Below are 22,806 nucleotides of genomic sequence, written 5' to 3'. Positions count from 1 at the left end.
ATGGATGCTCACTAGTCACAAATGACTAACGGGTCCGTCCATTCGGGTGCCGGTGCAGTGGCGCTACGGTGAGTCCATGATCACCGCCATCGTCTTCGTGAAGGCCGACGTCGCGCGCATCCCCGAGGTGGCCGAGGCAATCGCCTCACTGGACGGCGTGAGCGAGGTCTACTCAGTGACCGGACAGATCGACCTGATCGCGCTCGTGCGTGTGCGCGAGCACGAGGACGTCGCCGCTGTCGTCGCCGACAGGCTGAACAAGGTCGAGGGTGTGACCGAGACGGAGACGCACATCGCGTTCCGGACGTACTCGAAGCACGACCTGGAGTCTGCCTTCAGCATCGGGCTCGACTGAGGTCTCGCGACGGGCGCAGAGCGCCCTCCTCGAACCACGGCTATCGCACCGGTCGGTGGACCGGCGACGGCAGGCGCTGCTCGTCGAACGGCACCAGCGACAGCCGCGACTGGTTGGCCGCGTCGTAGACCGCGAGGTGGCGGGCTGCTCCACCGAGAGGGCAGACCCACTCGCCGTCGACGTCGACCAGCCGCACCCCGGGCGACTCCAGCCAGCGCAGGATCTTCTCCGACTCCTCGGCCGTCGCGGCCGGCACGGGGCCGGGAGCGTCGCTGACGGTCTCAGCGCTGGCGCTGAGCTCGCGGACGTACTGGTGGGCGTCGGCGCCGGGCGGGATGATTCCGGCTGCGGCGAGTCGGCCGTGGCGTACGACGTGCACGGACCAGCGGCCGTTGTCCTCCCGTCGCGCGGCGACGATCTCCGGGCAGCGGGCCAACGCCGACAGCCGCTGGGTGCGGGCGGCGGCGCGGACGAAGGTCGCGAGCCGATCGCGATGGACGCCCGCCTCCTCGAAGCGCTCGCGGTCGGCGAGTGCGGTCATGCGCTCGTTGATCGCCTCGACGACCTCCTGCGGGCTGCGCAGAAGCGTGTCACGCAGCTGGCGCACGATCGCGGCGTAGGTCGATGCGTCGGTCGAGCCGTCGCAGGGGGACAGGCACCGACCCATCTCGGCCAGCACGCAGGCCGATCGAGAAGGGGTCAGTGGCAGGCGCCCGCTGCACTGCCGGACGGGAAAGGTCTCGTGGAGGGCCGCGAGGCACTTCTCGGCCGTCTTCTTGGAGGAGAACGGCCCGAGGTAGTCGGCGTCGTCGTCGAGCACCTTGCGCACCAGGGACAGCCGGGGCCAGGCCTCGCGGGTGAGCTTGAGGAAGTGCACCTTCTCGGGGAACCGGGACCGCCGGTTGTACTTCGGCTTGTGCTCGGCGATCAGCCGCAGCTCCCGGACCTCCGCCTCGAGCGGCGTCGCGCACTCGATTCCGGTGACGGACTCGGCCAGGCCGACCATCTCGCCCATGCGGGTGCGGGTCTCCGACGACGTGAAGTAGGTGCGGACCCGGGTGCGGAGGTCCTTGGACGTCCCGACGTAGAGGACACGCGAGCGGTCGTCGCGGAAGAGGTAGACGCCAGGGGAGTGGGGGAGCCCCTCGGCGAGGTGGCGCTTGCGGCGCTGTGCAGTGCTGACCCGAGCGGAGAACGTCTGGAGCTCCTCGAGGGTGTGGACGCCGAGACCGCCGAGCCGCTCCATCAGCCCGTGCAGGACGTCGACGGTGGCGCGGGCGTCTGAGAGCGCACGGTGGTTGGGCGTCGTGGTGGAGTTGAAGACCTTCGCCAGCGACGACAGCTTGCAGTTGGGGGCGTCGTCCCGGGTGATCACCCGCCGTGCGAGCTTCGCCGTGTCGAGCACCTCGAACCTCGGCCAGGGTCGGCCCTGTTGGCGCGCGAAGTGCTGGAGGAAACCGACGTCGAACGGCGCGTTGTGCGCGACGAGGACGCACCCCTCTGCGAAGTCCAAGAAGGCCGGCAGTGCCGACTCGATCGGCGGGGCGTCGTGGACCATCGAGTTGCTGATCCCGGTGAGCACCGCGATGAACGCCGGGATCTCGGTGTTGGGGTTGACGAGCGTCTGGAACTCGCCGAGCACCTCGCCGCCCCTGACCTTCACCGCCCCGATCTCCGTGATCATCGACCCGGCCGCGGCGGAGCCGCCCGTGGTCTCGAGGTCCACCACGCAGAAGGTGAGGTCTCGTAGCGGCCGCCCCAGCTCGTCGAAGCTGCGCTGGGCCTCCCAGCGGGACTTCTCCCTCGACGGACGATGGGCGGTGGTGCTCATGTCCGACGACGCTAGACGTGGGATCCGACATCGCGGCGCACGGCGCGCGGACTACGCTGACCGCGCCCGACTCCAGAGGCGATCGACGACGAGGAGACCCCGTGCCCGAGCAGATCAGCGACCTCCGCGTTCCCGGCGACGGCGAGCGGTGGCGCTGTGCCGGCTGCGGCAACCTCACCCGCTTCGACGTGACGCGCACCCGCCGTACGACGGACTACTGGCACTTCGACCTCGCCGGCGACCACCAGGTCGAGGAGGAAACCGTGCTCTCGGAAGCGGTCGAGTCGGTGTCCTGCCGCTGGTGCGGCCGCAACGACGCCATCGAGCTGGTTGACCGCGCCGCGGCCGACACGTCGGCCGACCCGGCCGCCGGGTGACGGAACGACCGTGACCGACCCTGCGGCTGTGCCGGAGCGGCTGCGCCTGCGGGTGGTCGCCCTGGTCTCGGCGGTCCTGCCGTCGGTCAGCCCCGTTCCTCCCGCGTTGCGCAAGGTCGCAGGCTTCGCGCCCGCCCGTCGTGCGAGGCTCGGTGGCAGGGTGATCTGGGCTGCGCTCGATGACGACACCTTCCGGGAGCACGCGGCGGTGCAGGTCGCGGCGGTGCAGGCGTCTTTGGATGATCCGGTCGACGCGGCTGCGCGCGCGTGGCTGGCCAGGGAGGAAGGCTGGGAGGCGGTCGTCACGGAGGTCGCTGAGTCCCTCGAGGTCGACGAGTCGCGCGACGAGCAGGCGCACGCAGAACATGCCCGCCTGTCCGCCCAGGTGGCTGCGCTGCAGGCCGAGCTCACCGCCGTACGCGCCGAGCACCGCGCCGAGCGCGAGCGCGCCAAGGCCGACCACAAGGTGCTGCGCCAGAGGCTGGGGGAGGCCCGCGGTGTGCTCCGAGCGGCCGAGGAGGCGCGGGTCGCCGCGTACGCCGCCCGGGACGAGGCCGTCGCGGCGGCTGAGACGGCGACGCGCACGGCGGAGGCAGACGTACGACGCCTGCGCGCGCAGCTGGAGGAGGCCGAGTCCGGCCTCGCGGCAAGCCGCCGGGACGCGCGGTCCGACCGCGACACCGCCAGCATCCGGGCCCGGCTCCTGCTCGACGCGGTCATCGACGCCGCGACCGGGCTCCGGCGCGAGCTCGCCCTCCCCGCGGTGAGTGGTTCGCCGGGCGACGCCGTGGAGTCGGCTTTGGCGGGCATCGAGTCCGCGCCCGCGTCGAGCGCGCCGGCGACCTCGGCAACGCTGGAGCAGACCCTCTCGCTGCCGCGAGCGCGGCTCGTCATCGACGGCTACAACGTCACGAAGCAGCGGTGGCCGACCGCGAGCCTCGAGGCCCAGCGCAGCAGACTGGTCGCGGCGCTGGGACCGCTGGTCGCGCGGACCGGGGCGGAGACGACCGTCGTGTTCGACGCGGCGGAGTCCACGGTGCGTACGGCGATGCCGGCACCGCGTGGCGTCCGGGTGGTGTTCAGCCCGGAGGGCGTCATCGCCGACGACGTGATCCGCCAGCTCGTGGCGGCGGAGCCCCGCGGGCGAGTGGTCGTGGTTGTCAGTGACGACCAGGCGGTGGCACGCGACATCGTCCGAGCGGGTGCGCGGTCGGTGCCGACGTCGGCGCTGCTCGGCGTGATCGGCTCCTAGCCCGACACGCCGGTCCGCGACACGCCGCGGAGGCGCTGTCGGTGGCTCCTGTCACCGTTCGGAACATGACGACACGGATCGACTGCGACACCTGCGTGGTGCGCGGGCTGCACTGCCACGACTGCGTGGTGACGGTGCTCCTCGGCCCACCGCCCGAGCTGACCATCGACGACGACGAGATGGCCGCGCTCGACGTGCTGGCCTCGGGCGGCCTCGTGCCACCGCTGAGGCTCGTTGAGCCAGTCAGCGGCCCGGTCATCGAGTCAGCCTGAGCCGGGGTCCGACACGACTTCCCACAAGTTGGCCCGAAGATTGGCGACCGCTCCGTGGGCGGTTTAGGGTGTGGGCTGACGTCCGTGGCAGTGGGTCACCCGGCCCGCGCGGGCGTCGCGCCGAGTCGTGGACCACGCCCCCCGCATCACCCGTGGTCGACGAGCCGGGGAACCACACTTCCCCCTGGGGTGAATCCTCTGTGAGGTGCGCTGCGCGAGCGGCGCGAGGAGCAGAGGTAGGCCAAGTCGTGCCGAACCCGTCAGCTCACCTGGTAGGCGTACGACACCCCGAGGAGTTCCCCCGCTCGTGGCTCACACCCGCAAGCGAGTTGGCGCGACCGTTCTTGGTCTCTCCGCGATCGCTGCCATCTCATTCGTGCCCGCCACCCCCGCGCAGGCCGACCCCGACATCAAGGACGTCAAGGTCCGCGTCGACCGCCTCTACCACGAGGCCGAGGCGGCGCAGGAGCGCCTCCACGACGCCAAGCTCGACCTCGCCGACCTGCGGAGCGACCTCAACGGCTTGAAGGCCGATCAGGAACGCCAGGACGAGCGTCTCGACGCCGTCCGCGACCAGGTCTCCGACGCGGTCGTCCGACAGCTCGAGGGGGAGGGCATCTCGACCGTCGGTCAGATCGTCGTCTCCGACGACCCGGGAGCGTTCCTCGACTCGCTCTCGACGATGTCGTCCTTCAACGACCTCCAGGCCTCGCTGCTGTCCGACTACGACACCGAGCTCGCAGCCCTCGAGATCCGCCGTGAGGCCACTGGTGCCCGCACCAAGGAGATCGCGGAGCTCACCGACCAGCTGAGCGCCGAGAAGGACACCGTCGACGACAAGCTGGCCGAGGCCAAGGAGCTGCTCGCCGACCTCGAGGCCGAGGAGCGCGACCGCGTGCTCGCCTCGCGCGGCACCACGACCCGCGCGCCCAGCTCCGTCTCCGTGCCGGCGTCTGGTCGCGCCGCTGCTGCCGTGCAGTACGCCATGGCACAGGTCGGCGACGCCTACGTCTACGGTGCCATGGGCGAGAACGCGTTCGACTGCAGCGGCCTCACCATGCGTGCCTGGGCGCAGGCCGGTGTGTCGCTCCCGCACTCCTCCAGCGCCCAGTTCAGCTCCGGCCCGCGGATCGCGGCGAGCGATCTGCAGCCCGGTGACCTGGTCTTCTACTACAGCCCGATCAGCCACGTCGGCATGTACATCGGCAACGGCATGATCGTGCACGCCGCCAACCCCGGCACCGGTGTTGCCGTCTCGGGCCTCTACTCGATGCCCTACGTCGGCGCGGTCCGTCCTGGCTGACACGCAGACCTCGAAGGCCGGTCGTCCACTCCTGTGGGCGGCCGGCCTTTCGCTGTTCCTCGCTGTCGTCCTGGTGGTCGTCGTCCTCACGCGGGACGGACGTCAGGAGGTTGCGCCGCCGCGTCCCGCCGAGGCGCATCGTGCGAGCCCGGCGGAGGCCGCGGCCGCCCTGGCGGCGTTCGTCGACGCCATCGACAGCCGCGACCGAACGGAGCTGGAGCAGCTGGTGCCCCCTGACGTCCCCTCAGCAGAGAGCCTGCTGGCGGGCATCGCAACGAACGTCCGCTCGCTGGACCTCACGGCCGTCTCCGCGCGCTACGTCGACCAGGTGGGGACCGTTTCGGCGGACGGCTCGTGGACCGGCACAGCAGAGCTCACGTGGCAGCTTGGCGGCTTCGACGAAGAGCCGGCTCGCAGCGACGTGGCGGTGCGCTTTGCTCCGCACGGCGAGGGGCTCGGCATCGCGGGGTTCGAGGCGCCCACTGCAGACGGCGGTCGGTTACCGCTGTGGCTGCGCGGGCGGATGTCAGTGGCGCGGGCGAACGACGTCCTGGTGATGGCTGACGGACCCTCAAGCGTTGCAGAAGATGTGGCAGCACGAGCGGTGCGGGGGATCGAGGTCGTACGACGAGTCCTTCCGGACTGGAGCTCGCCCGTCGTGGTCGAGGTTCCTGCCAGCGCGACGAGCCTCGACGAGACGCTCGGCGCCGACCCCGGGACGTATGCCGGCATCGCCGCCGTGACTGCCCCCGTCGGGCGTGCATCTGACACCGAAGGACCGGTTCACGTGTTTGTGAACCCGGACGTCACTGAAAGGCTGCGCCGCGCAGGTGCGCAGGTGGTGATGAGCCACGAACTGGTCCACGTCGCGACGAATGCGGTCCGCAGGCCGGTCGAGCCGTGGTTGATGGAGGGGTTTGCCGACTACGTTGCGCTCCGCGACACGCAACTGCCGGACCGCGTGACCCTGGGTCGGGCCATCGAGGCGGTCAGGCGGGAAGGTGTTCCGGAGGCACTGCCAACGGCGGCGGACTTCGATACCCATGCGCGAGACCTCCAGGCCCGCTACGAGGAAGCCTGGCTGGCGTGTCGAATCATTGCTGAGCGGCTGGGGGAGCGCGGACTGGTGGAGGTGTACGCCGTCGCCTCGCGCGGCAGCTCGGCCCAAGGTGCCCAACGACGAGCTGGTTTAACGGTCACTTCGCTCACGCGGGCCTGGCAGGGCCGGTTACGTGACGTGGCCCTCTGAGTCGGTGTACCCGGAGAATGCTCCGAGGGCGACCGGCATCCGGTCGCCCTCGACGTGATGGTTCTCGGGTACGCAGCTGCACGGTGCCCTCGACCCGGTCGGGCACGGTGGGAGGTCTATCCGGCAGCCCGACGCGGATGAGCCCCTGGTGATACCCGGGGCTCATCCGCTTGCCTGGGCGGGTCATTACCGCGGAGTCGCTGATCGAAGACGATCAGATGACGTCGTCAAGCCACGCGCTGAGACCAGTGAAGTACGCGTCGAGCGATTCACCGAAGAAACCGACTCCGGCCACAATGGCAATTGCGATGAAGCCGACTAGCAAGCCGTACTCCGTGGCGGTCGCGCCGCGCTCGTCGCGCGCGCGAGTCAGGTCGCTGTCACTCACGCCGCTCTCCTCTCGGGCAATGCGACAGGCCGGCCACTCCGGGCGGAGCAGCCGGCCACGTCGGTCAGGCGTTTTACTTCTTCCAACCGTTGACGGTGCCGCCGAGGCTGTTGAAGAAGCTGTCGAGGCTGTTGCCGAAGAACCCGACGCCGGCAACGATGATGAGGGCGATGAGGCCGACCAGCAGCCCGTACTCGGTGGCCGTGGCGCCCTTGTCGTCCTTGCGGCCGACGAGCATGAAGGTGATGAACTTCTCGAGCATGATGGTTTCCCCTTGTGTCTGGATGATGAGCCTCGGTCCGAGTCCGCGAGGACCCGTCGAAGAGGACTCTGCCAAGGTCTGCCTCCCGCCGAATCGGGTGATCGGCTGCTGTTGAGTAGCCCCTTGTGACTATTCCAGGGTCATCCTGGCGAGCCTTCACATGGCCCACCCTGCCAACTAGACGGTATGAGTGACCCGTTCGCGGTGAAGGGGTTGCGGGCCGGGGCCTCACTCACAAATGGTCGTGGGTTACCGAGTAGGGGCTGCCTGCTCGGCCTATCCAACAGTTGTGGGAGGCCCCGGTGTTCACTGAGCGTACGAGCGTTGGGCTCGACGTGCACGCACGATCTGTCGCGGCAGCGGCGATCGACGGCGTCACGGGCGAGCTGGTCCAGACGAAGCTGACCCCGTCGTATGAGCACGTCCGGTCCTGGATCGAAGGCCTGGCGGGTCCGGTCGCGGTGACCTATGAGGCCGGGCCGACCGGGTTCGGGCTGCATCGTCACCTGGCTGCTGCGGGGGTCCGGTGTGTGGTCGCGGCACCGTCGAAGTTGCAGAAGCCCTCGGGGGATCGGGTGAAGACCGACGCCAAGGACGCGGTTCACCTGGCCCGGCTGCTGCGACTCGACGAGGTCACCGCGGTCGCGATCCCTTCAGCGGACCAGGAGGCCGCCCGTGACCTGGTCCGCGCGCGGGAGGACTGTCGAGGCGATCTGATGCGGGCTCGGCACCGGTTGTCGAAGCTGCTGCTGCGCCACGGGATCGTCTACTACGACGGTGACGCGTGGACCGGGAAGCACGATGCGTGGCTGCGTCACGAGGCGCTGCCGCAGCTGAGCGGTCGAGCGACCCGGTTGGCGTTCGACTCCGACTACGACACGGTGCTGGTCACCAAAGCGCGTCGCGACCGGCTCGATGACGCGATCGGTGAGATGGCCGCCGACTCCGAGTTCACGCCACTGGTGCGGCGGCTGGGGTGCCTGCGCGGGGTGAGCACCCTGACCGGGTTCGCCCTGGCGGTCGAGATCGGCGACTGGCACCGGTTCACCGGCAACACCATCGGCTCCTTCGTGGGCCTGGTGCCCAGCGAGTACTCCTCCGGGTCCTCGCGGGTGCAGGGGTCGATCACCAAGACCGGCAACACCCATGTGCGGCGGCTCCTGGTCGAGGCCGCGTGGCACCACCGCTCCCGTTACCGGGTCGGGAAGACCATGCGCGATCGGTGGGACCTGGCCCCTGCCGCCGCGCGGGCCCGTGGTGACGAGGGCAACCGCCGACTGCACCAGCGGTGGGTGAGGTTCATCGAGCGCAGCAAGAAGCCCACCATCGCCAACGTCGCGATCGCCCGTGAGCTGGCCGGCTGGTGCTGGTCCCTGGCAGTTCTCGAGGAGTAGCCGACCACGATCTGCTCCGTCGTCCACCGGGCTGGTGGCAGCGCGTGGAGCGACCCGCGAAACAACTATGAGCAACGGACATCTCGTCCGTGACGCTCGCTGCTAGACACGCGGTCCCGCTCCTGCCGAAAGCACCGTCCTGCGGTACCCAACCCGCGCATATCAGTCTGACCGCGCGTCGCCAACGACACGCTCGCCAGCACCCACGACGACGAAGCACGAGGCGCCCGCCCCGAACACCGGGACGGGCGCCTCACCCTGCCTCTTGACAGGAGGTCACTCCATATCAGGTGTGATGCCCAGGCACGTTGGTCGAGATCGTGCGACGACACGATCTGATCTGTAGGTAGGTGAACGCCTCCCCGGGTGTGGAGTGGAGCTGTTGAGGAACCGCTCCGCCACCGAAGGAAGCCTTCACGTCCCACGCTACCCATGCCAATGCCGCGCTGACCCCTCGTGCCCCGGCTCAGATGGCCAGGCTCATCGTTGAGGAGGACTGGCCGCCGGGCCGCGCTGCCGAGCGTTTCGATGTGTCGTGGAAGACCGCGAAGAAGTGGGCTGATCGCTACGAAGCCGAAGGTCCGGCCGGGATGCTCGACCGGTCCTCGGCGACGCACCACCAGCCCGAACCGCACCCCGGTGCGGGTGGTGCGCAAGATCGTGCACCTGCGGTGGAAGCAGCGCCTCGGTCCGGTCGAGATCGGTGACCGGCTCTAGAGATGCCCGCCTCGACCCTGCCCGCGGTCCTCGTCCGCTGCCGGCTCAACCGGCTGACCTATATCGACCGCGCCGCCGGCGAGCCGATCCGCCGCTACGAACACGAGAAGCCGGGCGACTTGCTCCACATGGACGTCAACGAGCTGGGCCGAGTCCCCGACGACGGCGTCTGGCGCTACGTCGGAAGCGACCAGGACCGGCGCAACCGCATCGCCACTGCCAACGCCAGGGCCACGCCCTTGCAGCGCAGCAAGTACGGCAAGCCGCTCGGGACCTGCTACCTGCCCACCGTAATCGATGACCACTCCCGCGTGGCCTACGTCGACGCCCACGACGACGAGACGAAGGAGACCGCCACCGCGGTGCTGCGCAACGCGGTGGCCTGGCTCGCCGAACGCGGCGTGACCGTGCAGCGGGTCCTGACCGACAACGGCGGCTGCTACCGCTCGCACCTGTGGCGCGACACGTGTGACGAGCTAGGCATCACGCCCAAACGCACGCGTCCCTATCGGCCGCAGATCAACGGGAAGATCGAACGCTTCCACCGCGCGATGGTCGAGGGCTGGGCCTTCGAGGAATTCTACAACTCCGAATCAGCCCGCCTCGCCGCTCTGCCAGCATGGGTCCACCACTACAACCACCACCGGCTCCACTCAGCAATCGGCAAGTCAACACCCATCACCAGGTGGGACAACCTGGCTGGGCATCACAGCTAGGGACGCTGCGTCGCAGCGTGGTCGAGAAGGCCTAGTCGCATGGCCGCCACCAGCGCTTGTGCGCGGTTGGCTGCACCGAGCTTCTGGTAGATGTGGGTGATGTGGGTCTTGGCGGTCGACTCGCTCATGTATAGCCTGCTGGCGATCTCTGCGGTGCCGATCCCGTCTGCGAGTAGGTTGAGGACCTCCTCCTCACGTCCTGAGAGTTTGGGTGGTGCGGGCGCGGTCGCACGCCGCACCATCGCTGCGCTTAGTCCAGCGCAGAGGAATGTGCGCGGCGCCACGGCCGCATGCCGCGCGGCGCTGACGACGTCTATCGCCTTGCTGTCCTTCCCCACGAAAGCCGACGCACCAGCCTCCATCGCCGCGAAGATGTGGTCGTCACCGGCGTGCATGGTGAGCACCACCAGGCCGACCGCGTCACTGCTCCCACGTACTTGGCGGACCACATCAAGGCCGTGTCCGTCGGGCAGCTCGAGGTCGGTGACCACGACGTCCGGGTCGAGGTCACCGAACGCGGAGACTCCCTCGGCCACCGATCCGGCCTGTCCGACAACCGTCATGTCGTTGTCGCGCTCAAAGGCCCGCGCCAGCCCTTGTCGGATCAGCTCGTGGTCGTCGATGAGCAGGACACGGGTGGTCATACGTCCTCCTTGTAGGCATCAGCCGATGGTGTGCACGGTGGGGAGCTCAGGCGCACGAGGGTGCCGCCACCCTCGCGAGGAGCGACTTCGAGAGATGCCTCGATACCGGCTGCGCGTTCCCGCATGCTTTGGAGCCCCCAGTGCCGGTTCCGCGGTTTGGCGTTGCCGATTCCGTCGTCCTCCACCTCCAGCAGCAGTTTGGTGCCGTCGGAAACGAGCGTGATCCAGAGATTGTCCGCTCGTGCGTGCTTCCTGACATTGCCAATGGCTTCTTGGGCGACCCGGAGCAGCTCGGACTCGGTTCGCGGGGGAAGCGCCGGCCCCGACTCGTCGAGCACGAGGTTGACCCGGAGGTCCATGTCCTGCGTGACCTGGTGGACGTAGTCAGCGAGCGCGCCCGACAGCCGGTGGTCGGTCACGTGGTGACGCAGGTCGAGGATCGAGTACCGGATCTCGGCGACGACCCGGCTGATCTCCTGACGGAGCTCGTCCGCAAGCGCGACTGTCCCGGGTTCATCCGACACGGATGCGATCTCATCGACGATGTACCCTAGGGCCACCAGTTCCTGGGCGACGCCGTCGTGCATCTCGCGCGCGATCCGCTTGCGCTCCTCGGATGTCGCGAGTCGACGCACCTCGTCGAACAGGACTGCGGTGTCCAGCCGCAGGGCGAACTCGTCGGCCACTTCTTGAGCGACGTCTCGCGATCGACCGCTCCAGCCGTCCGGATTGCGCAGCACCACGCTGCCGAGCTGGTGACCCGCACCGCGCAGGCCGATGACGAGCACGTCGGCCTTGTGGTCGTGGTTGGCTCCAAGGGCATGACTGGCGAGCGACGTGGTGTCACCGTGCCCGGCGAGCTGGACGAGAGGCTGGCCCCACGCGTGGCCGTACACGGCGACATCGGCTGCACCCGTCCCCTCCCGCAATCGGCCGGCGAGCTCGGTGGACAGCTTAATGCTGTCGAGCCCGACCTCGCCGCGACTCGCGAGGTCGTGCAGTTGGCTCATCAGCTGGTGCGTGGCGACGTACGGGGCCTGGTGCTGCTCGAGGTCGCGGATGTTGCGGGTCTGGACCCCGGCGAGCACACCGATGCCCAGCCCCATGACGAGCCAGAAGGCTGCTGACTGGAGGCGGTCGACGTCGAGTGGGGTGGTGGAGAGCCCTCCCATCAGTACCAGCGCAGCGGCCGACATCAGGAACGCGTTGGTGGCCGACAACCAACCGTGTCGGACCCCGGCGACGAGCGGAGGCACGGCGAGGTAGAGCAGGATCGAGTCGTCCGGTGACGGGTTCAGGGCGACCACAGCGGAGACCAGGAGTGCCTCGCCGATGGGGATCCCGCGCTGCATCCGGTCGGCGCAGAGAGCTTCGACGAGGCTGGCGAGGGTCGCCACCAGAGCGAGGGCGACGATCGGGATGGCGATGTCGGCGGCCCCTTGCGAGGACAACGTTCGGCCCAGGCACAACGCGATGGCGAAGACCCGGATCGCCGTCGTGATGCGCCATGTTCGTCCTGCGAGTCGGCTTGGCTCGGTCGACCCGATCATGTCGAGGATCATCCGCTGCCGAACAGGTCGCCCATCGACAAGAAGACCGGGCCGATTACGACGATGAAGATCGTCGGCAAGATGAAGAAGATGACAGGGAAAAGGATCTTGACCGGCACCTTCTGTGCCGCCTCCTCGGCGCGCTGGCGCCGTTTGGTCCGCATCTCGTGGCTCTGGATGCGGAGGACGCGAGCGATCGGGATGCCGAGGCTGTCGGCCTGCACCATGGCGAGGCAGAAGGACTTGAGGTCGGGAAGGCTGGTCCGCTCGCCCATGGCGCGCATCGCTTCCTGACGTCCAATGCCGAGCTGCATCTCTTGAAGAAGGCGGGAGAACTCCTGGGCAAGTGGCCCGGAGGTGTTCTTCGCCACCCGCGCGACAGCAGCGTCGAACCCGAGTCCGGCCTCGACAGAAATGGTGAGGAGATCGATGGCGTCGGGGAGCGAGTTGCGCATGAGGCTCTCGCGCTTGTCGCCGGCGTTCTTCAGCAGGACGTTCGGCAGGACGTACCCAAAAGCGGCAAAGCCGGCCGTGATGAGTAGGACTTTGCTGACCGGGTAGCCACGCGACAGCGTGACGAGGAACCCCAAGACGCCCACACCTCCTAGTCCCAGGACTTTGAGTCCGATGATGCGGTTGACGTCCCACGCCGACGGGTTGCCGGCGATGTCCAGTCGGTGCGAAATCTTGGTCGCCGTGTCGGCGCGGGTGATCATCTTGCCAACACCCACGAGCCGCCCACCAAGTGGGGCGATCACACGCTCGGTGAAAGGACGGTCAAGCTCGTCGGCGATGACACTTGGTGCGGAGTTGATGGCTTGGACGGCCGCGACGGACCTCGCAACCGCGCGCCGTTCAGAGGTAAGGACGCCCATGATCGACAGCGCAAGGACGAGTGCGCCGAAGAGCAGAACTGCTCCTAGCATCAGCAACATGGTGGTTACACCTTGATCTTGGTGAGTCGGGACATCACAAACCCGCCACCGACCAGCATCGCGGCAGCGATGCCGAGCAGGACGAAGCCCATGCCGGTTGTATAGAGCGGCTCAACGAAGTCTCGCTTGAAGAGCAGCATGTAGATGAAGAGACAGATCGGCAGTGCGGTCAGCACGTACCCCGAGAACCGACCTTCTGCGCTCAGCACCTTCACCTGACGTCGCAGGTACTCGCGGTCGCGGAGCGTCTCGGAGACGGTGTTGAGGAGCTCAGCCAGGTTGCCGCCGACCTCGCGTTGGATGCGGATGGCCATGACGACCCAAGAGAAGTCCTCGGACTCCATGCGCGCGGCGACATTTTCCAGTGTCTCCTCAATCGGGATGCCGAGTCGCTGCTCAATCAGCGCACGACCCAGCTCGCCAGCCATCGGCTGGTGCCCCTCGCGAACGACCGTGTCGACAGCCTGAGGAAGGGAAAGTCCTGCCGAGAGCCCGCCTGACATGAGCGTGAGTGTCTCGGCGAGCTGAGCGTTGAAGGCAGCCAGCCGCTTGGAGTGCTTGCGCTTTAGCCACCACCACGGGAGCACGACGCCACCCACGAACGCCAGGATCATCAGCATGCCGCCCTTGAGAACAAGGCCTGCGAAGGCCGCCCCCACGGCGATGGCTGCGTGTAGGAGGAGCCACTCCGCCGCCTTGAGGGACGATCCGGCGCCGGCCAATCGCTTGGAGAGCCGGTCCTCGAAGTCTCCCTTGACGACCTGCCCGGCAAGCCCGACGGCCGCGTCCTTGAGGCTGCCTTGCGCCTTCCCGCGGCTCCGGCGGCTGCCCGCGGTCGGTGCGGAGTTGCCTCCCTGCTCGAAGTATGCGTTCAGCCGCTTGTCGCTGAGCGACGTGGACGACCCGCCACCCAGGGCGAAGGCCAGCACGCCCGCGAGCCCGAGTCCGAGCGCGAGCGCGCCCAGCATGAAGCCAGTCCGATCGATCAGCGGCTCTTCCGGCTCGATGATCCGCGGCGCAGCAGCCGACGTCGATCCGGTCAGGGTGACGAAGGCGGCGTCGGTGAAGGTGTCGCCGCCAGCCGCCAGTGAGGTCTCGACGGTCTGCTCACCCGAGACGCCAGGGGGCAGGTCAAAGCTGACCAGCACCTGAGAGGCGAGTGCGTCGGCCTGCGCGGAGAAGACTGCGTCGAGCGCGCCGGGGTCGGCTGGGATGACCTGGCCACCTGCGGCGGACGCAAGTCCGTCGAGGATCGCCTGTTGCTCTGCCGATTGGGCCAGCGCGACGACGTCGACGACGACGCCGGACTCCGCTGCGCTGTCGGACAGCTCATCGATGGTCGAGATGCTGCCGGTGTCGGCACCATCAGACAGGACGAGGAGCGAGCGGGCGCCTTCGCTTCCGGCCAGCCCCGCACCCGCGGCTACAGCGTCGTAGAGCTTGGTACCCGGCTTGAGCTGCACACCGGCGAGCTCGTCGACGATCGACTGGTGGTCGGTGGTCGGCTCGATGGTCTGCAGAACAGTGCCGGCGAAGGTGACGAGGCCGATCCGGACATCGGCGGGCGCCGACTCCACGAAGGAGTCGATGGCGCTCGTCGCGGCGGCGAGCTTCTCGCCTTCCATGCTGTTGCTCGCGTCGAGCACGAGCACGGTCGTGCGCTCGACCTGGCCGCCTTCGACGGTCTCTGCTGAGGCGTCGGCGGACTGGCCATTGACCGTGACGACGACGCTGTCGAGGTCGGGTGCGGCGCCGCCCGGCAGGCGATCGACGCCGAGCAGCATGGACACCTTTCCGTCCTCGGTCTGCACGTGGTCGATGTTGATCTCGTCCGCGGCATGGGCGCCGGACCCTGTCGCCACCACGCCGAGGGCGAGAGCGACCGCTGCCAGCGAGGGAGCGAGCCTCATCGGAAGCCGCCGCTGGTCGCGAAGACGGCCGGGTCGACATGGACGCCGTGGTCAGCGAGACGCTCGAGGAAGCGGGGCCGCAGGCCGGTGGAGACCAGCCCGCCCTGGAACTTTCCTTGGTCGTTCACGCCTGCGGAGAAGTCGAACATGAAGACGTCCTGCGTGGTGATGATGTCACCTTCCATGCCCACGATCTCGGTGATGGCCGTGATGCGTCGGGAGCCGTCCTTGAGTCGGGTCTGCTGGATGATGAGGTCGACCGCGCTTGAGACCTGCTCGCGGATGGCCCGGACCGGCAGGTCCATGCCGGCCATCAGCACCATCGTCTCGAGGCGGGAGAGCGCGTCGCGAGGCGTGTTGGCGTGCAGCGTCGAGATCGAGCCGTCGTGGCCGGTGTTCATCGCCTGGAGCATGTCGAGCGCGGCTGCGTCGCGGATCTCGCCCACGACGATGCGGTCGGGACGCATGCGCAGGGAATTCTTGACCAGGTCGCGAATGAGCACCGCACCCTTGCCCTCGATGTTGGGCGGTCTGGACTCGAGGCGCAACACATGATCCTGACCGAGCCGGAGCTCGGCGGCGTCCTCGATGGTCACGATCCTCTCGTCGTCGGGGATGAACGACGAGAGGACGTTGAGCGTGGTCGTCTTGCCGGCGCCCGTGCCGCCCGACACCAGGATGTTGAGGCGGCCCTTGACGCACGCCTCGAGCAGGCTCGCCGACATGGGCGTGAGGCTGCCGAAGTTGATCAGGTCCTGGACGGTGTAGGGGTCTTCGGAGAACTTGCGGATCGTGAGCTTGGACCCGTCGAGCGCAAGGGGAGGGATGATCGCGTTGACACGCGATCCATCGGGCAGGCGGGCATCAACCATGGGACTGGCTTCGTCGACACGTCGACCGATCTTGCCGACGATCTTGTCGATCGTGCGACGGAGGTGGGCCTCGTCGGAGAAGCTGGTGCCGGTCTTGACGAGCTTGCCGCCCCGCTCGACGTAGATGGAGTCGTAGGCGTTGACCATGACCTCGGAAAGGTCGGGGTCGCGGAGGAGTGGCTCCAGCGGCCCGTAGCCGAGGATGTCGTCAGAGATCTCCTGCGTGATCCTGGTCCGGTCCGCACCGGACATGACCACATCCGTTGCAGCGACGGCACCTTGGAGGGCGAGGCGGACGTTGCTCTCCAGCTCGCTCTGGGTCATGTGGACGTCGTAGAGCTTGGGCCCCAGCGATGCGACGAGCTGGGCGTGCACGACGCGCTTGACGCCCTCGAAGGGGTCGCGTGCCGGCGCCCGGCCGGCCTTGGGAGCTGCTTGGGAGCTGGCGCCCGTGGTCGCCGGTGCCTTCTCCTCCGGGACCTGAGGTGCCTCGGCGCGGGCACGTTGCGCGGCGGCCAGTCGGTCGGTGAGCCCCATGTCAGGCCTTCCTCAGTCGGAATCGGCTTGATGACGAGCGCGACTTCTCGTCCTGCTCGACGTCAGCGTCAGCGGCGCGGGTTGCGCCCGCGATGGAGTGGGAGAAGGATTTGATCGCCTTGCTGTTGGCGTGGCCGGAGTAGGCCTTGACGAGTGGTTCGCCGCGATTGACCGCCGCGAGGACCTCACGGCTCGAGACGAGGGTGCAGTCGGCCTTGAGGCCGAGGGTCGACTCGAACTCGTCGCTGGAGAGCCCGACCTTGGCGTCGGCGCGGTTGAGCACGAACCGCCACTTCTCACGCGGGAAGTTGAGGAGGTCCAGCGTCTGGGTCGCGAGCTTGAGGCCCTTCAGGGCTGGGATGTCCAGCGTGCCGACCAGGACCAGGGTGTCCGTGCGGTCGAGGGCAGTCAGGGCGAAGTCGTCGAACACCCCGGACGTGTCGATCACGACGAAGTCGTAGACGCGCACGAGGAGGTCCAGTAATTTGCCGACGTCCTCGGTGGTGGCCTGGTCCGGCGCGTCCAGGTGCACCGGTGCAGCGACCACCCCGAGTGTCTTTGACCATGGTGTCACCAGCGTCTCGACGACGTCGACGTCGATGTCCCCGTGGAACGCCGCGAGGTCGTTGAGTGTTCGCATCGGTGTGAGCTGGAGCATGATCGCGATGTCGCCGTTGTTGACGTCGAGGTCGACGATGCACACCGTGCTGCCCTGGTCTGCGAACGACACCGCGACGTTGGTGGCCATCAGGCTCTTGCCCACGCCGCCCTTGGTGGAGAACACCGTGACCATGCGCCCCGTCGGCCTCTCGGCCTCCTGGCGGGCTGCGTCCGCGCGCGCCTGCGCCTCGGACAGGGCCGCTTGCGCAGCTGCTTGGGATTCGTCCTCGAGCGTCTGGACGATGGCGTTGGAGACCGCCCTGGCTCGGCTGACAGCGGTGGTGAGCCCAGCGAGGTCTCGCGACTCGACGACCTCGCGCATGCCGCTCCGCAGCGCCGTCGACAGCGCGTGCGCGTCGACGGTCTCCCGCAGGAGGATCACTCCGAGGTCCGGCTTGTGCACTCGCGCCCACTGCGCGAACACGGCTGCATCGTCCACCGGCACCGAAGGTCCGATGACCACCGCGAACTCCTGGGGCGTGGAGCCGACGTGCTCGCTCAGGGCCTCCATCGACTCGAGCGGAACGGATCCATGGAGCATCGCCTGCAGGACGCTCAACCGAGACCGGTCCGTTTCCACGATGGCTGTCATCCAACGGCCCCCCTGAACGTCTCCGGAAGGATGTCGACGGGAGTGACGCCGACCTTGTCCTGTGACTTGGTCTCACCACCGAGCAGCGCGAACGTCAGCTCGGTGGTGCGGTCGGCCAGCACCAGCTTCTCGGCCTCTTCCTGCGTCACGGCGACCGTCAGGATCGTACGCGGAACCGCCTCGGTGACGACCTGCTCGCCCTCGCCGGTGGTCGTCGTCGTCGACGTCACCGACGTGGTGCCCACGCCGATGACCGGGACTCGGGTGAGGACGATCCGGGTGACGGCCGGCAGGGTCTGCTCGGTCCCATCCGGAAGTCGGCGGATGGGCGATGCCGCACTTCCGAAGATGGCGACCTCGGACCCCGGGTTGACGAACCCCGCGACTCGCTCAAAGTCGGTGAGCTCGATCGAGATCGCCATCTTGTCATCGGGGATGACCAGGCTCTCGATGCTGCCGATCGTGCCGAAGCGGTCGGAGATGACCTGCTCGCCGGGGTAGACGGTTCCGAGTGCGACCAGGTCGGCGATCGACTCGGTGCTGTCGAGCGCCCCGGAGACCATGTCCTCCCGCCTGACCTGCTTGGCCTCGAACTTCCCGGCTTCCTGGGCTGCCGTGACGGTCTCCCCGGCCTCGATCACGGCGGTCGCGGTCAGGACTTCGACGAGCTCCTGCCCCTGGGTGGCACGGTCGTCGATGCCGCGCACGTAGAGGACGATCATTGCGGTGCCGAGGGCCGCGATGAGGACGGCGACGATGAGCAGCGTGGAGCGGCGTGCCATGAAGAGTTCCTTCACTCGAGGGTGGATCAAAGATGTATGGAGGTGGGGGTCGGCCTCAGTCGACGAGGACGATGACCTTGGCGCCGGTGCCGCGGTAGGCCACTTCGTGGCCTTCGGCGGTCGAGCTGGAGGGCAGCGCATTGGGTTGGATGAACCACACCCGCATCTCGCGGACCTTGGTGCCGGAGAGGGTCAGTCCGTTGGGTGATCCGGTGATGATGCCGGGACTCCCCTTCGTCCCGGATGCCGGCTGATCGGTGATGAAGCCTGGCTTGAAACCCTGGACCGAGACGTTCTGGCTGGCGCCGCTCGGGGGTTCGTTGATGATCGGGACCCAGACGAACCTGGGCGAGTCGAAGATGGCCGGACTGATGACGGGTTCCCCGGTGTAGCTGTTTCCGGTCACGTCGCCGACGCGGGTGGTGGTGTTGGTGAAGAAGCAGCTCAGGACGTCGTCGTTGAGGCTGTAGGAGCCCACCGTCACGGTGGGGCGGGTGCAGGGGGACGTCGCGGGCTTGCGCAACCGACCCATGGGGGAGGAACCGGTGATCATGCCCTCCTCCAGCGCGTTCGCCGGCAGACCCGTGTCCATCTCGAGGCAGTTCTGGCCGTCGACCGCTGCGGTGACGAAACCGCCGCCCGCGGTGCAGAAGCTCGGTGCGCTCGGTGCACCCGGGGCCGTGCTGAGCTCGTGGTCGACGCCCAGCGCGGTGTTGTAGTAGATCAAGGTGTTCTTGTTGCTGATCGACGGGGTGCGGTTGATCGCGAGCGAACCGAAGTTGCCCTTGTCCGACAGGTTGCAGTAGAGCTTCTCGTCTCCGACGGTGAACTTCAGGACGCCGGTCGTGGCGTTGCCGTCCAGAGCCGACCAGTTGCCCCCCTTGAGCACGCGGACGTACCAGATGTCGTCCTTGGCGATCACGTCGGCCGGGACCGACGCCACGGTGATGCTGGTCGACGAGTTGATGACCGCGGTCCCGGGCCCGACGGGCACCTGGAAGTGGTCGCCGGAGGCGGTGGTGAAGCCGACCGCGGTCACCGAGGTCGGCGAGTTGAAGTTGGTGCCGGTGATCACCAGGTTCGACACCGGAGTGCCGACGGGCGTGCTGGTGGTGGGTGACAGGGCGGTGAGGTTCGAGCTGTTGAGGGTCGCCGTGGACGGAGTGAGTGGAACGACGGGGAGTGACGCGTGACCGCTCGAGTCCGTCGACAGGACCTGCTGACCGGCGCTGCACGTAGGAGTGGCGTAGAACGGCAGCGTCCCGAGTCGCGGGGATCGCACCTCGGCGGCCGCCCATGCTGGCACATTGATGTGCCCCCTAGATTCGTGTTCCTCCTCCGGGATAACGGCCTTGGCCAGACCGAGGTTCACCCTTGCCGTAGGTGCCCAGAGCTCGACCCGCCACTTGTTGCAACTCATGTACCCATTGCCGTCGGTGGCTGATCCGCCGAGGTCGATGTCTGTGAGCGCCTTCGGGTCCCCGCCCTGGTCGATCCAGTTGCTGACGAGGTAGTCCTTCGCGGCCGCGACAGCCCCGGCCGTGCACACGGTGGTCCCATCCAGCTCGGCCGCGGCGGCGAGCACAGCCTGGTCGACCGCACTTTGGAGCGATGCCCGCTTGGCGTAGACCTGACCCACGTCGATGGCTATGGCAGCCATGCCGAGGATGACCATGGCCATGAGGGCGACCATGATGGCAATGGCACCGGCTTCGTTCTCGCGCCGCTTGATGGTCGGGTTCTTCAGGAAACGAGCGAACATCAGGGGCACCCCTGCACGTCTTCGACCCGAGAGGTGGCGGTCTTGGTGATCTCGGCGTTGTAGTCCCAGCCGGGGACGAGGTTAAAACCGAGCTCCTTGGCCTTCATTGTCACCGTCACCGTGACGCTGTCCCCGGGTTCGCGGCCCGTTGCTGTGTTGCCCGAACCCTTTGTGAACGCGGGCGTGGCCGTGACGGACCCAGTGCGTGCCGCGGGGGCGACGGCCGTCAAGACTTTGTCACTGTTCGTGGTTCCGCAGGGGTTCACGGCCCAGGCCCGCGCCCCTTCCCGTGCTCCGTTGGACGCCGCCTGGAACGCCCAGAGGTAGATGGCGAACTGGAAGACGACGCCCACGAGAGTGAGGAGGACCAACGAGACGAGCGCGAACTCGACCGCAGCGGCTCCCCGCTCGTGGACCTTGCGTCGACGCATCACGTGCACACCCCTCTCGCCGGACGACGCTGCGTGGACCCGATTCCTCGCAGCGGCACGAAACTAGTGCCGTCCTCGACTGGCTCGCGGGCTAAACCGAGCAAACCACCCGATCATGGTGTGCGTGTAGTCAGAAGGGACTAGCCCGACCTAGTCATGGTCTAGCCCGTCGACGTGGTCACCCGAGGTAGAGCGCCTCGATCTCGTCGCGGGACTCCCGCATCACGACCCGGCGCTTGAGCTTGAGGCTGGGGGTGAGCTGGCCGCCCTCCTCGGTCCATTCGCCGGGCAGGATCGTGAACTTGCGGATGGACTCGGCCTTGGACACTGCCTTGTTGGCGTCGTCGACGGCCTCCTGGACCACCGCAACGAGATCGGGGTCGTCGACCAGGTCTGCGACCTCGGAGGACTTGCTGTGCTGCTCCGCCCACGCGGGGAAGGTCTCCCGGTCGATCGTGACCAGGGCACCGATGAACGGCTGGCCGTCCCCGACGACGAGGCACTGGTCGACGAGTGCGTGTGCCCGGAGGCGGTCTTCCAGGACGGCCGGTGCGACGTTCTTGCCGCCGGCGGTCACCAGGATCTCCTTCTTGCGTCCGGTGATGCGGACGAAGCCCTCGTCGTCGACCTCGCCGACGTCGCCGGTGTGGAACCAGCCGTCGCGGTCGATGGTCTCGGCCGTGGCGTCCTCGTCGCGCCAGTAGCCCGCGAAGACCTGGCCACCGCGGAAGAGGAGCTCACCGTCGTCGGCGACCCGCACGCTCGTGCCGGGCAGGGGGCGACCGACGGTCCCGATCTTCGTGGCGTCGGGGAGGTTGACGGAGAGGGCGGCGGTCGTCTCGGTGAGGCCGTAGCCCTCGAGCACCGTGAGGCCGATGCCGCGGTAGAAGTGGCCGAGCCGGTCGCCGAGAGGCGCGCCGCCCGAGATGGCGTACGTGCAGCTGCCGCCGAGTGCCTGGCGCAGCTTGCCGTAGACCAGGCGGTCGAAGAGCGCGTGCTGCGCGCGCAGGCGCACCGGCACCCGCTTGCCGTCCGACGCCCGGGACCACGCGATCGCGACGTCCGCCGCACGGTCGAAGATCTTGCCGCGACCGTCGGCGGTCGCCCGCTGCGAAGCGCTGTTGAAGACCTTCTCGAAGACCCGCGGGACGGCGAGGATGAAGGTCGGCTCGAACTCGCCCAGGTCGGTCACCAGGTTCTTGATGTCGGCGCTGTGCCCGAGCCGCGCGCGGCTCTTGACCGCACCGATCTGGATGATGCGCGCGAAGACGTGGGCCAGCGGCAGGAAGAGGAGCGTCGAGGCGCTGTGGCTGTCGAACAGCTCGTGCAGCTCGTCGACCGCCACACCCAGCTCGAACATGAAGTTGCCGTGGGTGAGCATGCAGCCCTTGGGCTTGCCGGTCGTGCCGCTCGTGTAGATCAGCGTCGCGAGGTCGAGCGGCGTCGCCGCCGTACGCCGCTGCTCGAGCACGTCGTCGGAGATGTCGGAGCCGAGGCGACCGAGCACGTCGACCGCGTTGTCCTGCAGCGACCACACGTGCTGGAGCTCGGCGAGGTCGCCGGACCGGCGGGCCTCGCGGACCCGGGCGAGGTGGTCCGAGCCCTCTGCCACGATGGCGCGGGCGCCGGAGTCCTGGAGGATCCAGCCGATCTGCTCCGCCGAGGAGGTCTCGTAGATCGGCACGGTGACGGCCCCGGCGAACCAGATGGCGTAGTCGAGGAGCGTCCACTCGTAGCGGGTCTTCGACAGCAGGGCGACCCGGTCGCCGACCTCCACGCCGGCGGCGATGAGCCCCTTGGCGACCGTTTGCACCTCGTCGAGGAACGTGCCCGCGGTGACGTCGGCCCACCCCTCGTCCGTGCGACGGCTGAACACCACGGTGTCCGCGTGGTCGCGGCCGTTGGTGACGACGTCGTCGGTGAGGTTCCCCGTGGACGGGATGGTGATGGAGAGCGGCGTCGAGAACTCCCGCACGATGGAACCTCCTGGAGCGTGGTGGACTGCGATCGGCAGG

Annotated in this window: 20 protein-coding genes, 1 pseudogene and 1 riboswitch; of the genes and pseudogenes, 8 read left to right on the top strand and 13 right to left on the bottom strand. The window is 68.2% G+C overall.

The genetic code is table 11. The annotated features are described in order from the left end of the window. Positions 1-76: 76 nt before the first annotated feature. Positions 77-355, top strand: coding sequence for an Lrp/AsnC family transcriptional regulator (locus ACNKF0_RS14395; RefSeq protein WP_056602367.1), 279 nt, complete (start codon positions 77-79; stop codon positions 353-355). Positions 356-395: 40 nt separating this feature from the next. Here the strand turns inward: ACNKF0_RS14395 and ACNKF0_RS14390 are convergent, their stop codons facing one another. Next, a complete protein-coding gene (locus tag ACNKF0_RS14390) occupies positions 396-2,186 on the bottom strand; it encodes a DEDD exonuclease domain-containing protein (RefSeq protein ID WP_416953159.1) in 1,791 nt (596 codons plus the stop codon). 101 nt (positions 2,187-2,287) lie between these two features. On the opposite strand from ACNKF0_RS14390, the gene ACNKF0_RS14385 reads away from it, so the two are divergent. The 5 genes from ACNKF0_RS14385 (at position 2,288) to ACNKF0_RS14365 (ending at position 6,639) form a co-directional block, all read left to right on the top strand. Then, positions 2,288-2,563: a hypothetical protein gene (locus tag ACNKF0_RS14385; protein ID WP_416953157.1), complete on the top strand. Its 276-nt coding sequence runs from the start codon at positions 2,288-2,290 to the stop codon at positions 2,561-2,563. A 10-nt stretch (positions 2,564-2,573) separates the two neighbouring features. Then, the gene (locus tag ACNKF0_RS14380; RefSeq protein ID WP_416953155.1) at positions 2,574-3,815 is read left to right on the top strand and encodes an NYN domain-containing protein; all 1,242 of its coding nucleotides are present in this window, start codon (positions 2,574-2,576) and stop codon (positions 3,813-3,815) included. Positions 3,816-3,880: 65 nt separating this feature from the next. Then, complete coding sequence (locus ACNKF0_RS14375; protein ID WP_268112511.1) at positions 3,881-4,087, top strand: hypothetical protein; 207 nt, start codon at positions 3,881-3,883, stop codon at positions 4,085-4,087. A gap of 118 nt (positions 4,088-4,205) precedes the next feature. After that, positions 4,206-4,368: riboswitch (cyclic di-AMP (ydaO/yuaA leader) on the top strand. Between the two features lie 95 nt (positions 4,369-4,463). Then, complete coding sequence (locus tag ACNKF0_RS14370; RefSeq protein ID WP_416953153.1) at positions 4,464-5,390, top strand: NlpC/P60 family protein; 927 nt, start codon at positions 4,464-4,466, stop codon at positions 5,388-5,390. A 73-nt stretch (positions 5,391-5,463) separates the two neighbouring features. Beyond that, a complete protein-coding gene (locus ACNKF0_RS14365; RefSeq protein ID WP_416953151.1) occupies positions 5,464-6,639 on the top strand; it encodes a hypothetical protein in 1,176 nt (391 codons plus the stop codon). Positions 6,640-6,853: 214 nt separating this feature from the next. Here ACNKF0_RS14365 and ACNKF0_RS14360 read toward each other — a convergent pair whose 3' ends face one another. Then, positions 6,854-7,027, bottom strand: coding sequence for a Flp family type IVb pilin (locus ACNKF0_RS14360; RefSeq protein WP_416953149.1), 174 nt, complete (start codon positions 7,025-7,027; stop codon positions 6,854-6,856). Between the two features lie 73 nt (positions 7,028-7,100). Next, on the bottom strand, positions 7,101-7,289 hold the full coding sequence (locus tag ACNKF0_RS14355; protein ID WP_416953147.1) for a Flp family type IVb pilin: 189 nt from the start codon (positions 7,287-7,289) through the stop codon (positions 7,101-7,103). Positions 7,290-7,624: 335 nt separating this feature from the next. Here ACNKF0_RS14355 and ACNKF0_RS14350 point away from each other — a divergent pair, with 335 nt between their 5' ends. Beyond that, positions 7,625-8,683 carry an IS110 family transposase gene (locus ACNKF0_RS14350; protein WP_416953145.1) on the top strand — a complete coding sequence of 353 codons (1,059 nt, stop codon included), beginning with the start codon at positions 7,625-7,627 and terminating at the stop codon, positions 8,681-8,683. Positions 8,684-9,153: 470 nt separating this feature from the next. Then, positions 9,154-10,116: pseudogene (locus ACNKF0_RS14345) on the top strand (IS481 family transposase). Here the strand turns inward: ACNKF0_RS14345 and ACNKF0_RS14340 are convergent. The 10 genes from ACNKF0_RS14340 to ACNKF0_RS14295 form a co-directional block, all read right to left on the bottom strand. Then, positions 10,113-10,760, bottom strand: a complete 648-nt coding sequence (locus ACNKF0_RS14340) for a response regulator transcription factor (RefSeq protein ID WP_416953143.1) — start codon at positions 10,758-10,760, stop codon at positions 10,113-10,115. The pseudogene ACNKF0_RS14345 and the gene ACNKF0_RS14340 overlap by 4 nt on opposite strands. After that, entirely contained in the window at positions 10,757-12,322 is a 1,566-nt protein-coding gene (locus ACNKF0_RS14335) for a sensor histidine kinase (protein ID WP_416953141.1), read from the bottom strand. Before ACNKF0_RS14335 ends, ACNKF0_RS14340 begins: the two co-directional genes overlap by 4 nt. After that, a complete protein-coding gene (locus ACNKF0_RS14330) occupies positions 12,319-13,245 on the bottom strand; it encodes a type II secretion system F family protein (protein WP_416953139.1) in 927 nt (308 codons plus the stop codon). The genes ACNKF0_RS14335 and ACNKF0_RS14330 overlap by 4 nt, the downstream gene beginning before the upstream one ends. Before the next feature lie 5 nt (positions 13,246-13,250). Continuing rightward, positions 13,251-15,155 (bottom strand): type II secretion system F family protein, encoded by a 1,905-nt coding sequence (locus ACNKF0_RS14325; protein ID WP_416953137.1) that lies wholly within the window; start codon positions 15,153-15,155, stop codon positions 13,251-13,253. Next, positions 15,152-16,564, bottom strand: a complete 1,413-nt coding sequence (locus tag ACNKF0_RS14320) for a CpaF family protein (RefSeq protein WP_416953135.1) — start codon at positions 16,562-16,564, stop codon at positions 15,152-15,154. Before ACNKF0_RS14320 ends, ACNKF0_RS14325 begins: the two co-directional genes overlap by 4 nt. Position 16,565: 1 nt before the next feature. Beyond that, the gene (locus ACNKF0_RS14315; protein ID WP_416953133.1) at positions 16,566-17,783 is read right to left on the bottom strand and encodes an AAA family ATPase; all 1,218 of its coding nucleotides are present in this window, start codon (positions 17,781-17,783) and stop codon (positions 16,566-16,568) included. Between the two features lie 29 nt (positions 17,784-17,812). Next, entirely contained in the window at positions 17,813-18,598 is a 786-nt protein-coding gene (gene cpaB / locus ACNKF0_RS14310) for a Flp pilus assembly protein CpaB (protein WP_416953131.1), read from the bottom strand. Positions 18,599-18,653: 55 nt separating this feature from the next. Then, complete coding sequence (locus tag ACNKF0_RS14305; protein WP_416953129.1) at positions 18,654-20,360, bottom strand: TadE/TadG family type IV pilus assembly protein; 1,707 nt, start codon at positions 20,358-20,360, stop codon at positions 18,654-18,656. Then, the gene (locus ACNKF0_RS14300) at positions 20,360-20,791 is read right to left on the bottom strand and encodes a TadE/TadG family type IV pilus assembly protein (RefSeq protein WP_416958533.1); all 432 of its coding nucleotides are present in this window, start codon (positions 20,789-20,791) and stop codon (positions 20,360-20,362) included. The genes ACNKF0_RS14305 and ACNKF0_RS14300 overlap by 1 nt, the downstream gene beginning before the upstream one ends. A 178-nt stretch (positions 20,792-20,969) precedes the next feature. Next, on the bottom strand, positions 20,970-22,766 hold the full coding sequence (locus ACNKF0_RS14295) for an AMP-dependent synthetase/ligase (RefSeq protein ID WP_416953127.1): 1,797 nt from the start codon (positions 22,764-22,766) through the stop codon (positions 20,970-20,972). Positions 22,767-22,806: the final 40 nt, after the last annotated feature.

The sequence above is a fragment of the Nocardioides sp. T5 genome (assembly GCF_048161455.1).
Classification (GTDB): Bacteria; Actinomycetota; Actinomycetes; order Propionibacteriales; family Nocardioidaceae; genus Nocardioides.
Note: the sequence above shows the minus strand (reverse complement) of the source record. Positions and strands in the feature narration are given on the sequence as shown.

Coding starts and splice junctions, on each gene's coding strand:
- ACNKF0_RS14395 (WP_056602367.1), top strand. CDS start 77: ATGATCACCGCCATCGTCTTCGTGAAGGCCGACGTCGCGCGCATCCCC.
- ACNKF0_RS14390 (WP_416953159.1), bottom strand. CDS start 2,186: ATGAGCACCACCGCCCATCGTCCGTCGAGGGAGAAGTCCCGCTGGGAG.
- ACNKF0_RS14375 (WP_268112511.1), top strand. CDS start 3,881: ATGACGACACGGATCGACTGCGACACCTGCGTGGTGCGCGGGCTGCAC.
- ACNKF0_RS14355 (WP_416953147.1), bottom strand. CDS start 7,289: ATGCTCGAGAAGTTCATCACCTTCATGCTCGTCGGCCGCAAGGACGAC.
- ACNKF0_RS14340 (WP_416953143.1), bottom strand. CDS start 10,760: ATGACCACCCGTGTCCTGCTCATCGACGACCACGAGCTGATCCGACAA.
- ACNKF0_RS14335 (WP_416953141.1), bottom strand. CDS start 12,322: ATGATCCTCGACATGATCGGGTCGACCGAGCCAAGCCGACTCGCAGGA.
- ACNKF0_RS14330 (WP_416953139.1), bottom strand. CDS start 13,245: ATGTTGCTGATGCTAGGAGCAGTTCTGCTCTTCGGCGCACTCGTCCTT.
- ACNKF0_RS14325 (WP_416953137.1), bottom strand. CDS start 15,155: ATGAGGCTCGCTCCCTCGCTGGCAGCGGTCGCTCTCGCCCTCGGCGTG.
- ACNKF0_RS14320 (WP_416953135.1), bottom strand. CDS start 16,564: ATGGGGCTCACCGACCGACTGGCCGCCGCGCAACGTGCCCGCGCCGAG.
- cpaB (WP_416953131.1), bottom strand. CDS start 18,598: ATGGCACGCCGCTCCACGCTGCTCATCGTCGCCGTCCTCATCGCGGCC.
- ACNKF0_RS14305 (WP_416953129.1), bottom strand. CDS start 20,360: ATGTTCGCTCGTTTCCTGAAGAACCCGACCATCAAGCGGCGCGAGAAC.
- ACNKF0_RS14300 (WP_416958533.1), bottom strand. CDS start 20,791: ATGCGTCGACGCAAGGTCCACGAGCGGGGAGCCGCTGCGGTCGAGTTC.